11 protein-coding genes are annotated in these 13,007 nt (G+C 66.8%); 6 read left to right on the forward strand and 5 right to left on the reverse strand.

Annotated elements, in window-relative coordinates; all coding sequences use genetic code 11:
* Positions 1-73 precede the first annotated feature (73 nt).
* The 3 genes from ACQR0Z_RS28245 (at position 74) to ACQR0Z_RS28255 (ending at position 3,010) form a co-directional block, all read left to right on the forward strand.
* Positions 74-496: a PaaI family thioesterase gene (locus ACQR0Z_RS28245; RefSeq protein ID WP_434879443.1), complete on the forward strand. Its 423-nt coding sequence runs from the start codon at positions 74-76 to the stop codon at positions 494-496.
* Between the two features lie 188 nt (positions 497-684).
* On the forward strand, positions 685-1,695 hold the full coding sequence (locus ACQR0Z_RS28250; protein WP_434920788.1) for an aldo/keto reductase: 1,011 nt from the start codon (positions 685-687) through the stop codon (positions 1,693-1,695).
* 1 nt (position 1,696) lies between these two features.
* Complete coding sequence (locus ACQR0Z_RS28255; protein WP_434920789.1) at positions 1,697-3,010, forward strand: tetratricopeptide repeat protein; 1,314 nt, start codon at positions 1,697-1,699, stop codon at positions 3,008-3,010.
* Between the two features lie 180 nt (positions 3,011-3,190).
* Here ACQR0Z_RS28255 and ACQR0Z_RS28260 read toward each other — a convergent pair whose 3' ends face one another.
* Together ACQR0Z_RS28260 and ACQR0Z_RS28265 are read right to left on the reverse strand one after the other, a co-directional pair.
* On the reverse strand, positions 3,191-4,156 hold the full coding sequence (locus ACQR0Z_RS28260; RefSeq protein WP_434920790.1) for an NAD(P)-dependent oxidoreductase: 966 nt from the start codon (positions 4,154-4,156) through the stop codon (positions 3,191-3,193).
* A gap of 136 nt (positions 4,157-4,292) precedes the next feature.
* Positions 4,293-5,594, reverse strand: coding sequence for a M24 family metallopeptidase (locus tag ACQR0Z_RS28265; protein ID WP_434920791.1), 1,302 nt, complete (start codon positions 5,592-5,594; stop codon positions 4,293-4,295).
* Positions 5,595-5,647: 53 nt separating this feature from the next.
* Here ACQR0Z_RS28265 and ACQR0Z_RS28270 point away from each other — a divergent pair, with 53 nt between their 5' ends.
* From ACQR0Z_RS28270 to ACQR0Z_RS28280, 3 genes are read left to right on the forward strand one after another with little or no spacing between them, the layout of a single operon-like run.
* Entirely contained in the window at positions 5,648-6,778 is a 1,131-nt protein-coding gene (locus ACQR0Z_RS28270) for a LacI family DNA-binding transcriptional regulator (RefSeq protein ID WP_434920792.1), read from the forward strand.
* Positions 6,779-6,836: 58 nt separating this feature from the next.
* Positions 6,837-7,655, forward strand: a complete 819-nt coding sequence (locus tag ACQR0Z_RS28275; protein ID WP_434920793.1) for a CoA transferase subunit A — start codon at positions 6,837-6,839, stop codon at positions 7,653-7,655.
* Between the two features lie 2 nt (positions 7,656-7,657).
* On the forward strand, positions 7,658-8,401 hold the full coding sequence (locus ACQR0Z_RS28280) for a CoA-transferase (protein ID WP_434920794.1): 744 nt from the start codon (positions 7,658-7,660) through the stop codon (positions 8,399-8,401).
* A 7-nt stretch (positions 8,402-8,408) separates the two neighbouring features.
* Here ACQR0Z_RS28280 and ACQR0Z_RS28285 read toward each other — a convergent pair whose 3' ends face one another.
* The 3 genes from ACQR0Z_RS28285 to glgC all read right to left on the reverse strand — a co-directional run bounded on the left by ACQR0Z_RS28285 (position 8,409) and on the right by glgC (position 12,934).
* On the reverse strand, positions 8,409-9,872 hold the full coding sequence (locus tag ACQR0Z_RS28285) for an N-acyl-D-amino-acid deacylase family protein (protein ID WP_434920795.1): 1,464 nt from the start codon (positions 9,870-9,872) through the stop codon (positions 8,409-8,411).
* A gap of 333 nt (positions 9,873-10,205) precedes the next feature.
* Positions 10,206-11,672 carry a glycogen synthase GlgA gene (glgA, locus tag ACQR0Z_RS28290; RefSeq protein ID WP_434920796.1) on the reverse strand — a complete coding sequence of 489 codons (1,467 nt, stop codon included), beginning with the start codon at positions 11,670-11,672 and terminating at the stop codon, positions 10,206-10,208.
* Positions 11,669-12,934, reverse strand: a complete 1,266-nt coding sequence (glgC, locus tag ACQR0Z_RS28295; protein WP_434859737.1) for a glucose-1-phosphate adenylyltransferase — start codon at positions 12,932-12,934, stop codon at positions 11,669-11,671. The genes glgA and glgC overlap by 4 nt, the downstream gene beginning before the upstream one ends.
* Positions 12,935-13,007 lie beyond the last annotated feature (73 nt).

The following is a 13,007-nucleotide window of genomic DNA, read 5'->3' on the forward strand; positions in this document are numbered from 1 at the left end:
ACTACACCAGGCCGGCGACGGATGAAACGACCGAGAGAACCGCAATTGGACGCGACGAGGAAGGTCTTCAGCGATGACGAAATCAGCCGCGGCGAAAATGAAGTCCGACGGCTGGGAGATCGTCGACACCTCCGGCTTCCTGCATCTGATCGGCCCTCTGTGGCAGCGGGTCGTCGAGGGCGTGCACGAATACGCCATCGTCACGGAAGACAAGCACCACAATCGGCGCGGGCTCGTCCAGGGCGGCGTGATCATGACCCTCGCCGACCGGAGCTGCGGCATGACGGCTCGGTATGCCGCCGGCAAGGAGCATATGGCGACGATCCAGTTCGACACGCATTTCGTCGAGTCCGGCAAGATCGGCGAGACCCTGGTATCGCGGCCGCATGTGGTGCGGATCACCCGCAGCCTGGTGTTCATCACCACCGAGGTCACGGCCGCCGAGCGCGTGATCGCGATGGCCTCGGGCGTGTTCAAGATCCTGAAGAGCGAGTGAGAGCCCCACTCTCTCAGCCGTCATTGCGAGCGCAGCGACGTGTCCGCCGAAGCCCGCAGGGCGAAGGCGGAAGCAATCCAGAGGGCTACGCGCGCCACCCTGGATTGCTTCGCTGCGCTCGCAATGACGCGCGGAGCGAGCTATCTTCGATCAAATCCATCTGCGCGCATGGCAGGAATGAGGCCTCAATGAACTATCGCCAGCTCGGCCGTTCCGGCCTGAAAGTGTCGCCGATCTGCCTGGGCACGATGATGTTCGGCGGCCCGACCGACGAGGCGGCCTCAGGGCGCATCATCGCCAAGGCGCGTGACGCCGGCGTCAATTTCATCGACACCGCCGATGCCTACAACAAGGGCGCCTCGGAAGAGGTCGTCGGCCGCGCCATCGCGCGGGAGCGCGACCGCTGGATCGTCGCCACCAAGCTTGCCAATCCGATGGGCGATGATCCCAACCGCGCCGGACTGTCGCGGCGCTGGGTGCTGCAGGCGGCCGACGAGAGCCTGAAACGGCTCGGCACCGGCCACATCGACATCTACTATCTGCACAAGGAAGATCACGCGACGCCGCTGGCGGAGACGGTGCGCGCGATCGGGGACCTGCTGCGTGCCGGCAAGATCCGCTATTTCGGCGTCTCCAACTACCGTGCCTGGCGCGTCGCCGAGATCTGCAATCTCTGTAATGCGATGGGCATCGATCGTCCCGTCGTCAGCCAGCCCTATTACAACGCAATGAACCGCATGCCGGAGGTCGAGCACCTGCCGGCCTGCGGCTATTACGGCCTGGGTGTCGTGCCCTACAGCCCGCTGGCGCGCGGCGTGCTGACCGCCAAGTACAGTCCCGATGCGCCGCCCGACAAGGAGACGCGCGCCGGCCGCAACGATGCCAGGATGATGCAGACCGAATGGCGGCCGGAATCGTTGAAGCTGGCACAGGAGATCAAGCGCCACGCCGAGGCCAAAGGCTTCACGCCCGGCCAGTTCGCGGTCGCCTGGGTGCTGAACTCCGCCTTCATCAGCTCGGTCATCGCAGGTCCCCGCACCGAGGCGCAGTGGGACGACTACATCCGCGCACTGGACTATCCCTTCACGGCCGACGATGAGGCACTGATCGACCGTCGCGTGGTCACCGGCCATGCCTCGACACCCGGCTACAACGATCCGGCCTATCCGATCGAAGGCCGCAGGCCGCGGGTGGGCTGAGATGGAACAGGATCGCTACGGCCTGCCGCTTTCGACCGCCTCCGCCGAGGCGGCTGCCACCTATCGCGAAGGCGTGGATCTCCTGCTCGCGTTCTGGCCGGGCGCGACGGACGCCTTCGAACGCGCCATCATGCTCGATCCGGATTTTGCGCTGGCCCACGCCGCGCGGGCCCGTATCCACGCGATCTACATGCAGCGGGAAGCGGCGCTGCAGACGATCAAGCGCGCCCGCGACCTCGTCGCCAAGCGCGGCACGGAGCGCGAGCAGAGCCACGTTGCGACGATGACACTGGCCATCGAAGGCCGCAGCGCGGACGCGCTGACATCGACGCTGGCGCATCTGGAGAAATGGCCGCGCGATGCCATGATCATGGCGCTGCCGCTCGGCGCCTTCGGTCTGCTCGCCTTCTCCGGCCGGAGGGATCACGACGCCGCCCGGCGCGACCTCTGCGACCGCTTTGCCGCTGCCTATGGCGAGGACTGGTGGTTCATGTCGAACCACGGCTGGGCGCTGACCGAGGCCGGCGACGTGACGCAGGGCCGCGCCATCACCGAGCGCAGCTTCGCGCTGCGCCGGAACAACGCCTATGCCGTTCACGCGCTGCTGCATGCGATGTTCGAGGCCGGTGCCTATGATGAGGCAGATAGGCTCGTCGACGGCTGGATCGGCGGCTATGACCGCACCGGCATGCTGCACGGTCATATCTGCTGGCATCAGGCGCTGGGCGCGCTCGACCGCGGCGATGCCGCCAGGGCACTCGCTGTCTATACCGACGTGCTGGTGCCGACGATGGACACGGCGCCGCCGCTCAACACGCTGTCGGACTGCGCCTCGCTGCTGTGGCGGCTGAGAGCGGAGAACGATCTCGTACCGGATGGTGCGTGGACCGAGATCGCTACCTATGCCAGCCCGCGTTTCACCGGCTCGACCCTCGCTTTCGTCGAGATGCATCTGATGATGATCGGCGCGGCCACCCATGACACCACGGCCCTCAAGGGGCGCCTTGCCGCAATCGAGCGGCGACAGCTCGAGGCCAAGCTCCCGGCGGGTCCGATCGTGCCCAACATGCTGCGCGCCCTGCGGGCCTTCGCCGAGGAGAATTGGCGCGCCTGCGCGCGCGAGCTCCCGCCCGTCATCGGCGACCTCGCCCGCATCGGCGGCAGCCACGCGCAGCGCGAGGTGATCGAGGATACCTACATCCTGGCCCTGATCCGCAGCGGCGATCTCGTCAAGGCGCGCGAGTTGCTCGACGCCCGCCTGCACCGCCGCCCCTCCGCGCGCGACACGCGCTGGCGAGCGCTGGCTGCGGAGTAGTTCGGTTCATTCGCCGTCATTCCGGGGCAATCGTCAATGCGACGGCGCGGAGCGACGGTGCGTTGACGATTGAACCCGGAATCCCGAGATTGTTGGAAACAGGCGCAAGACAAGCTCGAGATTCCGGGTTCAAGGCCTGCGGCCTTGCCCCGGAATGACAGTCGTGGCGAATAGGCCGCCCTACCCCTCCGTCTCCAACCCGGTCGGCATCGGCACATCCTCGGGCTGCAGCTTGAGGCCGGCAGCGAGCGCGACGGTCTCCAGCAGCGCGGCAAAATCCTTCTCCAGATAGGCGGCGGGATCCGATTGCAGCGAGGCCGCACCGACATGGGCCTGCAGCGCCTCGCGCGTCGCCGCGGTCACCGGCATCGCCACGTCGAGCTGACGCGCCGCCGACAGACCGAGATCGAGATCCTTGCGCAGCAAGGTCGGCGTGAAGGTCGTGGTCCAGTCGAGATTGACCAGCGCGTTGCTCTTGTACTTGGTGAAGGTCGAGCCCATCACGCTGGCATTCATGAAGTCGAGGAAGGCATGGCGCGGCACGCCCGCCTTCTGTGCCAGGATGGTGATCTCGGCGAGGTTCTGGATCACGACGCCGAGGAACACGTTGTGCGCGATCTTACAGATCCGCGCGCGTTCGCCCTCGCCGACATAGGACACGCCGGAGACGGCGATCTTGGCGAGATAGGGCGCGATCGCGTCGAACGCGGCCTTGGGGCCCGACACGACTGACGACAGCTTGCCGGCCTTGACGCATTTGCCATTGCCGGACACCGGCGCGCGCACGAACGCGCAACCGAGCTGCTTCAGCCTGGCATCGATCGCCTCCGACTGCTCGACACCGATCGAGGAGCAGTCGACCAGGATCTTCGGACGTGGACCCGCGCCCGACGCGACGACGCCATTGTCGCCGAAATAGACCTGCTCCAGATCCTTGCCCGTCGACACCATCGAGAAAACGATGTCGCATGACGCGAGGTCGCTCGGATGGTCGACGATCACGCCGCCCTTCGCCGCGAGCGGCTCGGCCTTGGCGCGGGTGCGATTGAAGATTGCGACCTTGTGGCCGGCCTTCAGCAGGCGCTCGGCCATCGGATAGCCCATACGCCCCATGCCGATCCAGCCGAGCGAATGCGTCGTGGTCATTGTCGTGTCCTCGTCCTACTCGTCCCAGCCGTCGTCATTGCGAGGAGCGAAGCGACGAAGCAATCCAGAGTCACTCTCGCCGCCCTGGATTGCTTCGCTTCGCTCGCAATGACGAAGAATTTCAAATCGCATTCACTTAGTATCGGTTGGCAATTGGTAATTCTTCCGCGGGGAACAGCGTGATCACCTGGCAGCCCTTGTCGGTGACGACGACCTCTTCCTCGATGCGCGCCGCGGAGAAGCCGTCGGTGGCCGGGCAATAGGTCTCCAGAGCGAACACCATGCCGGTCTTGATCTCCATCGGATTGTCGAGCGAGACGAGCCGCGAGATGATCGGGCGCTCGTGCAGGGCGAGGCCGAGGCCATGGCCGAATTGCAGGCCGAACGCGGCCATCTCCGAGGGAAAGCCGAACTCCTCGGCCGCTGGCCACACCTTGGCGACGGTGTCGGTCGAGACGCCCGGCTTGATCAGCGCGATCGCGTTGTCGAGCCATTCGCGGCAGCGCTTGTAGGCGTCGTGCTGCGCAGGTGTCGCGCGGCCGACATTGAAGGTGCGGTAGTAGCAAGTGCGGTAGCCCTGGTAGGACTGCAGGATGTCGAAGAATGCCTGATCGCCCGGGCGCAGGATGCGGTCGGTGAAATTGTGCGGATGCGGATTGCAGCGCTCGCCGGAGATGGCGTTGATGGCCTCGACGTCGTCGGAGCCCATCTCGTAGAGCATCTTGTTGGCGAGCGCGACGATGTCGTTCTCGCGCACGCCCGGCTTCAGGTTCTCGTAGATCGAATGATAGACGCCGTCGACCATCGCCGCGGCCTGGTTAAGCAGCATGATCTCGTCGATGTTCTTGATCTCGCGCGCGTCCAGCATCACCTGCTGGCCGTCGACCACCTTCATGCCGGCCTTCTGCAGCTCGAAGAACATCGCGGTCTCCGCGAGGTCGACACCGACCGGCATGTCGGCGACGCCGGCGGCGCGCAAGAGGCTCATCACCTCCTCGGCATGCGCCTTCATCAGCCCGACGGCCGGCGGCACGGTGCCGCGCATGCCGAGCATGCCGGCGCGGCAGTTCTCCGGCGCCAACCAATCACAGAAGATGCGGTGGTGCACGGCGGCCGATCCGAAATCCCACACGATCGGCTCGCCGTCGCCGGCCAAGAGCGCAAAGCGGCAGAGCTTGTCGCGCTCCCATTCGCCGATCTTGGTGCCGGAGACGTAGCGGATGTTGTTGACGTCGAACAGCAGCAGCGCACCGCAGCCCGAGTTCTTGAGGGCCTGTCGCGCCCGTGCCAGCCGGTACCGCCTGAGACGATCGAAATCGACGCGGCGCTCGAAATCGACCGAGACATGGCCGTGCGAGGGGATCGCCCGGCTCCAGCGCCAATGCGGATCGAGATGCTCGGGGCTGACCAGATGGGGTTTCAGCGCGCTCGCTGTCATGTGGACGTTTCCCGTTCGGTTATTGCAATCGATTGCATTAGCCGATTTATTGCATGCACGTTAAGGGTGTCAAGGTAAGACAGGATCGAAATGTTGCTGCGCCGCAGAACCAGGGGCTGGACATGACTCGGATGGTGCGACCTGCGTCGGGCTCGCGTGAGGTTGCCTCCTCGCGCCCGACGATCAAGGACGTTGCGGCGCGCTGCGGCGTACATCCGTCGACCGTGTCGCGTGCGCTGAGCCCGGCGATGAAGCACCTGGTCGCGACCGACGTCGCCGAACGGATTCGGGCCGCCGCCAACGCGCTCGGCTATCGCCTCAACATGGCGGCCAAGGGTCTGCGCACCGGCCGCAGCGGGCTGATCGGCGTGCTCGCGCCTGATATCGCCGACCCCGGCTTCCCGCCGGTGCTCTCCGGCATCGCCGATCACCTCAATGCGGAAGGCTACGCGACCATCGTCGTCGACGTCGGCAGCAAGGGTTCGGAGCAGGATCTGGTCGACCGCCTGATTGCCAGGGGGGTCGATGGGCTGGTGCTGGCCACGGTGACCCTGCGCGACGATGTCGTGCAGCATTGCCTCGACGCAGCCTTGCCGGTCGTGCTCGTCAACCGCCTCGATGCCGCCGGCCTGCTGCCCTCGGCTGCCAGCGATGACGCTGCCGGCATGCGGCTGGCCGTCGAGCATCTCGTCGGGCTCGGGCACCGGCGCATCGGCCATGTCGCCGGCCCGCAGCACATCTCGACCGGCGTGCGCCGGCGCGCAGGTTTCGAGGCCAGCGCGAGAGATGCTGGCCTGTCCGCGCGACACATGACGATCGAGATCGCCGAGACCTACACACGCGACGCCGGTCGCGAAGCCGGGCTGCGCCTCCTCGCGCGCCGGACGCGGCCGACGGCGGTCGTCGCCGCCAACGATCTGCTCGCGCTCGGCGTCTATGACGCGCTCGCCGCGCGCAACCTCGCCTGCCCGAGCGATGTGTCCGTGGTCGGCCACAACGACATGCCGTTCGTCGACCTCGTGTCGCCGCCGCTCACCACCGTGCGGATCGCGCAGCGCGACATGGGCGAAGCGGCGGCACGTCTGCTGCTGGCGCGCATCGCGGGTCGCGGCGTCGTGGACGAGCACGTCGTCTTGCCGCCGCAGCTCATCATCCGCGGATCGACGTCAGCGCTGGAGCGCTGACAGCGAAGGCCCGGGCAGCTACACTCGCGGCAACAGCAAGAGCAGGAGGGAGCCCCCGATGACGGAGAGGACCGGACTACAGGCACTGGTCGGATCGATCACGCCGGGACAGTCGATCGCGATTCCGGTCGATCGCGCCGGCGTTTCGATGGCAGCCACTGCCGCGATGATCGAGGCAGGTCTCACCGGGCTGCATCTCATCTGCGTGCCGATCTCCGGGCTGCAAGCCGATCTGCTGATCGGCGCCGGCGCCGCGGCGGTGGTGGAAACCAGCGCCGTCTCGCTGGGGGAAGCCGGCGGCGCGCCGCGCTTTTCGGCGGCCGTCCGCAGCGGCAGCATCAGCCTGCGCGATGCCACCTGCCCTGCGATCCATGCCGGTCTCCTGGCCGGGCAGAAGGGCGTGCCGTTCATGCCGATCGCCGGCATCATCGGCAGCGACCTGCTGGAGGTCCGCCCCGACTGGAAGGTGATCGACAGCCCGGTCGGCGAGCCCGGCAAGGTGGTCGTGGTGCCCGCAATCACGCCCGATGTCGCGCTGTTTCATGCGCCCGAGGCCGACCGATTCGGCAATGTCCGCATCGGCCGCTACCGCGAGCTGGCGACCATGGCCTATGCCGCGAAGCGCACGCTGGTCACCGTCGAGCGCATCACCGATCGCGATTTGATGGCGACGGAGGATTCCGCGGCCGGCGTGTTGCCGGCGCTGTATGTCGATGCGATCGCGGTCGCCGAGAACGGCGCCTGGCCGCTGCCGCTGTGGGACGAATACGAGACCGATGGGGCCGAGTTGTCGCGCTACGCCGCGATGGCGCGCACCGAGGAGGGGTTTCGCGCCTATCTCTCGGCTTTCCTGAGCCGTAGCAAGCAGGTGGCATGACGATGCAGGACGAACGTGCGCGCAAGGAGCTGCTGATCACCGTCATCGCCGACCTGCTCGACGGCATCCGCCATGTCGCTGTCGGCGCGTCCTCGCCGATTCCCGCAGCCGGCGCGATGTTGCTGCGAGCCCGCAACGAACAACGCGGCAAGCCGCCGATCAAGATCTCGATCCTCGGTTCGAGCCGGCACAACTTCTTCACCAATGGCGGCGTCGAGCTGTTCGACTGCGCCGCGCAGGGCCGCGTCGACGCGTTCTTTCTCGGCGGCGGCCAGATCGACGGCACAGGTAATATCAACCTGGTCGGCACCGGCGACTATCCGCGCATGGACGTGCGCTGGCCCGGCTCGTTTGGCTCGGCCTATCTCTATCACCTCGTCCCGCGCGTCATCCTGTTCCGCGAGGAGCATTCGCCGCGCGTGCTGGTACCGAAGGTGGATTTCGTCAGCGCCGCCGCAGTCACGCCGGAGGTGAAGCGCCGCGGCGGGCCGCATGCGCTGCTGACGAATCTCGCGCTGTTCGACTTCAACCGCGAGCGTGGCGGCTTCCGGCTGCGCTCGGTGCATCCCGGCTATGGCGCCGAGGACGTGCGCGACCGGACCGGCTTCGACTACGAGGTGCCCGAGAGCGTCCCGGCCACGGCCGCGCCCGATCGCGTCACGGTCGAGCTGATCCGCGGCCGGATCCTCGACGAGCTCGCGGAATGCTATCCGGAGTTCGCGCGATCGATGGCCGCAGCCGCCTAGCTCACGGTCACGCGCCCCGCGCGATGACCTGCCCGGCGCGCGCGTTCTGGTGCGCGCCCTGCCACCAGGTCAGCGCGCCATTGACGATCACGGCCTCGATGCCGGCGGCGGGCACGCAGGGGTCGTCATAGGTCGCGCTGTCGCGCACGCTGGCCGCATCGAAGATCGTGATGTCGGCGTGATGACCGACCGCGAGCGTGCCGCGGTCCTTGATGCCGAAATTCTGCGCCGTGAGGCCACTCATCTTCCACACGGCGGTCTCCAGCGAGAACAGCTCGAGCTCCCGGCAGTAGTAGCCGAGCACGCGCGGGAACGTGCCCCAGAGCCGCGGATGCGGCCGCTCGCCGAACGGCAGGCCGTCGGAGCCGATCATGGTCGGCTCGAAAGCGAGGATCGTGCGCACGTCGGCCTCGTCCATCGAGAAGTAGATGGCGGACGCCGGCTGAAGCCGCTTCGCGGCTTCGAGCCGGTCGACGCCCCATTCGGCTGCGATGTCTGCGAGATCGCGGCCGGCGACTTCCGGGTGCGGGGCTGACGCGGCCACGACGACCTTGACCTGCAGCTTGGCCGGATCGGTGTGCAGCATGGTCGAGGAGGCGTTATAGGGATAGCAGTCGAGTGCGACGCATTGGCAGCTCATCGCCTTGGTCAACAGCGGCAGCGTCTCCTTCGTCCGGCCGAAATTCGCCGGGCCCACCACCTTGTGGTGCGAGATCACGACCTGGACGTCGAGCGCCTTGCCGATGGCAAAGCTCTCCTCCAGCGATTTGACGACGTCGTCCGCCTCGTTGCGCATATGCGTCGCATAGACGCCGCCGCTACCGGTGAGCGGGCGGCAGACCTCGATGATCTCGTCGGTCGGTGCCGCCTCGGCCGGCGGATAGAACGTGCCGGTGGAGACGCCGATCGCGCCGGCGTCCAGCGCCTCCTGCACATAGGCGCGCATCTCGGCGATTTCGCTCTCGGTCGCCGCGCGGCCGAGATCGCTCACGACGGACGCACGCAGCGAGGTGTGGCCGGTCATCGGCGCGACATTCACGGCGGACGGTGCCGCGCGCAGGGCGGCCACGTAGTCCGCGAACGAGGCGTACTCGGCGACGCGGCCGTCACCGGGCGACAGCAGCCCAAGCGGCATCGGCCGCGGCGAGCCCGGCCTCAGCGGCGCGATGCTGACGCCGCAATTGCCGGTCACGACCGAGGTGACGCCCTGCGACACCTTGCAGGTCATGCCGGGATCGACCAGCACCGCGCTATCGTCATGGGTATGCGCGTCGATGAAGCCGGGCGCGACGACGCGGCCGGTGGCGTCGATGATCCGGTCTGCCCTGCGCTGATCGAGTTCGCCGATGGCGACGATCCGGCCATCCTTGATGCCGACATCCGCCTCGAACCGTGGCGCGCGCGTCCCGTCGATCACAGTGCCGCCGCGAATGATGAGATCGAAGGAGGTCGAAGGCGTGGTGTCGGTCATAAGGTCTCGCACGGCATGGTATGAAAACTGGCCGTGACTATCAGCGGGCCATCGCGATGCGTCCAGTGCGATCCATATGATCCTCACGCTGGGCTGGCCTGCCTGAATGGCGGCTAAGCCCGAACTTGCGCGTCATCGATGGTGTGCTCCCTCTCCCCGTCCTTCACGGGGGCGCGACGAGCTCCGCTCGCGCTGAGAGGGTTGGGGTGAGGGGCAGCCACGCCCACCGACATCGCGGAGGGCCCCCCTCACCCGGATTGCATCTTCGATGCAATCCGACCCCTCCCCGCGCGGGGAGAGGTAAGGGACCGAGCAAGCCGAACGATCTGGGAACTACCCCGCCGGCCGCCGCTGCGCGACGATCTGCCGGTACAGCTCGGCATATCGCCCGGCCCGATGGCGCCACGACACGTCGGTTAGCATCGCGTTGAGCTGCATGCGCGTCCAGTTCGAGGCGTTGCTGCGGGCGGCGTAGAAGGCGGCGGCGGCGCGGCGCAGGGTCTGGTCGAGCGCTTCGGCGGTGACGGCAGCGCATTTGAAGCCGGTCGCGGCGACACCCGCCTCGGTCTCGTCGATGACGGTGTCGGCGAGTCCGCCCACAGCCGTCACGATCGGCAGCGCGCCGTAGCGCAGCGCGCAGAGCTGCGTCAGCCCGCACGGCTCGAACCGCGACGGCACCACCAGCGCATCGCAGCCCGCCTGGATCAGATGCGCGAGCTGCTCGTCATAGCCAATGAGAACGCCGATTTGGCCAGGATGGCGCGCGGCGGCGGCGCGGAAGGCATCGCGCAAGTCCGCCTCGCCGTCACCGAGCAGCGCCAGTTGAATGCCGGCGCTGGTCAAGGTCGGCAGACATGACAGCAGCAGGTCGAGCCCCTTCTGCGAGGTCAGCCGGCTGACGACGCCGAGCAGGAACGTCTCCGGTGACTCCTGCAGGCCCATGCGCGTCTGCAGCGCGGCCTTGTTCGGTGCGCGCGCCTCGAGCTTTTCGATTCCGAAATGCGACGGGATCGCGGGGTCGCTGCCGGGGTCCCACACCGTCGTATCGATGCCGTTGAGAATGCCGACGAGATCCGACGAGCGCTGGCGCAACAGGCCGCCGAGGCCCATGCCCTGCTCGTCGCTCTGGATCTCCCGCGCATAGGTCGGCGACACCGTGGTGATCTTGTCGGCGAATTGCAGCCCCGCCTTCAGGAAGCTGATGTCGCCGTAATATTCGAGGCCGTAGATCGAGAACGACTCCGGCGGCAAGCCGAGCGGCGGCAGGAAGTGGCGGGGAAAACGGCCCTGGAAGGCCAGATTGTGCACGGTGATGACCGTGCCGGGGTGCGGCCGATGGCTGTACAAGAGATAGGCCGGGATGAGCCCGGCCTGCCAGTCGTGGCCATGGACGACATCGGGCACGAAGCTCGGGACAGCGCCGAGCCCGATATAGGAGGCCGCGCGCGCCAGGGCCGCGAAGCGGAACGGGTTGTCCGGCCAGTCCTTGCCATCGGGCCCGAGATACGGGTTGCCCTCGCGGTCATAGAGATACGGCGCATCGAGCACGAACAGGTCGAGCGCGCCATGGCTGCCGCCGAGCAGCCGCGCATTGCCGCCGAAGAAATTCGGCAGCGAGCTGATCTCCTTGGCCTGCTCGAGGGCCTTCATCACCGCGGGATAGCCGGGGATGAGCGTGCGGACCTCGACGTCCTCGGCCATCAGCGCCCAGGGCAGCGCGCCGACGACGTCGGCGAGGCCGCCGGTCTTGACGATGGGATAGACTTCGGAGGCGACCGACAGAACGCGCAGTGGCGTCATGAATTGAGCCCGTCGATCATCGGCTGAGTGATCAAGGTAACGCCGTTCTCGGTGGTCCTGAAGCGCTTGGCGTCGAACTCCGGATCCTCGCCGACGACGAGCCCTTCCGGAATCTGCACGCCGCGGTCGACGACCACGTTGGTCAGCCGCGCATGGCGCGCGACATTCACGTAAGGCAGCAGCACAGCGTTGTGCACCTTGGAATAGGAATGCAGATGGGCGCCGGTGAACAGCAGCGACCGTTGCACGGAGGCGCCGGAAACGATGCATCCGCCGGACACCAGCGAGCAGACGGCCTCGCCGCGGCGGCCGTCATCCGCATGCACGAACTTCGCCGGCGGCGTGATCTCCGAATAGGTCCAGATCGGCCAGGCCCGATCGTAGAGATCCAGCTCCGGCGTCACATCGGTCAGGTCCAGGTTGGCAGCCCAATAGGCATCGACCGTGCCGACATCGCGCCAATAGCTGCGTTTGTCGTCGCCGGCCCGGACGCAGGAGCGGGCGAACTGATGCGCCACGGCGCGGCCGTTCTTGACGATGTAGGGGATGATGTCGCGGCCGAAATCATGGTTCGAGTTCGGATCGGCGGCGTCGCGCTTCAGCTCGTCATAGAGGAATTTGGCGTCGAAGACATAGATGCCCATGCTGGCAAGCGACTTGTCGGGCTTGCCGGGAATCGGCGGCGGATCGGCCGGCTTCTCGATGAAGTCCCGGATCGTCTCATCCTCGTTGATGTGGAGGATGCCGAAGCCCGAGGATTCCGCGCGCGGCGTCTCCAGGCAGCCGACGGTGACGTCGGCGCGCTGGTCGACATGCTGCTGCAGCATCAGCTCGTAGTCCATCTTGTAGATGTGGTCGCCGGCAAGCACGACGATATATTTCGAATTGTAGCTCTCGAGAATGTCGATGTTCTGGTACACGGCATCGGCCGTCCCGACGTACCACATCGTTTCCGAGACGCGCTGGCTGGCGGGCAGGATGTCGAAGCTTTCGTTACGCTCGGGACGGAAGAAGTTCCAGCCGTTCTGCAGATGGCGGATCAGGCTGTGCGCCTTGTACTGCGTGGCCACCGCGATGCGGCGGATGCCGGAGTTCACCGCGTTCGACAACGCGAAATCGATGATGCGCGACTTGCCGCCGAAATAGACCGCGGGCTTGGCGCGGCGGTCGGTCAGCTCCAAGAGGCGGCTGCCGCGCCCGCCGGCCAGAACGAAGGCCAGCGCATGACGGGACAGCGGCTCGGTCCTTGCGGCTTGTGCCATTGTTCTCCTCCCTGCAACTCGTTGTCGCGTCATCATTTCGGCCGCGGCCCGACGATTCGGCACGACGACCGGT

It is taken from the genome of Bradyrhizobium sp. HKCCYLS3077 (genome assembly GCF_051167555.1).
GTDB lineage: Bacteria > Pseudomonadota > Alphaproteobacteria > Rhizobiales > Xanthobacteraceae > Bradyrhizobium.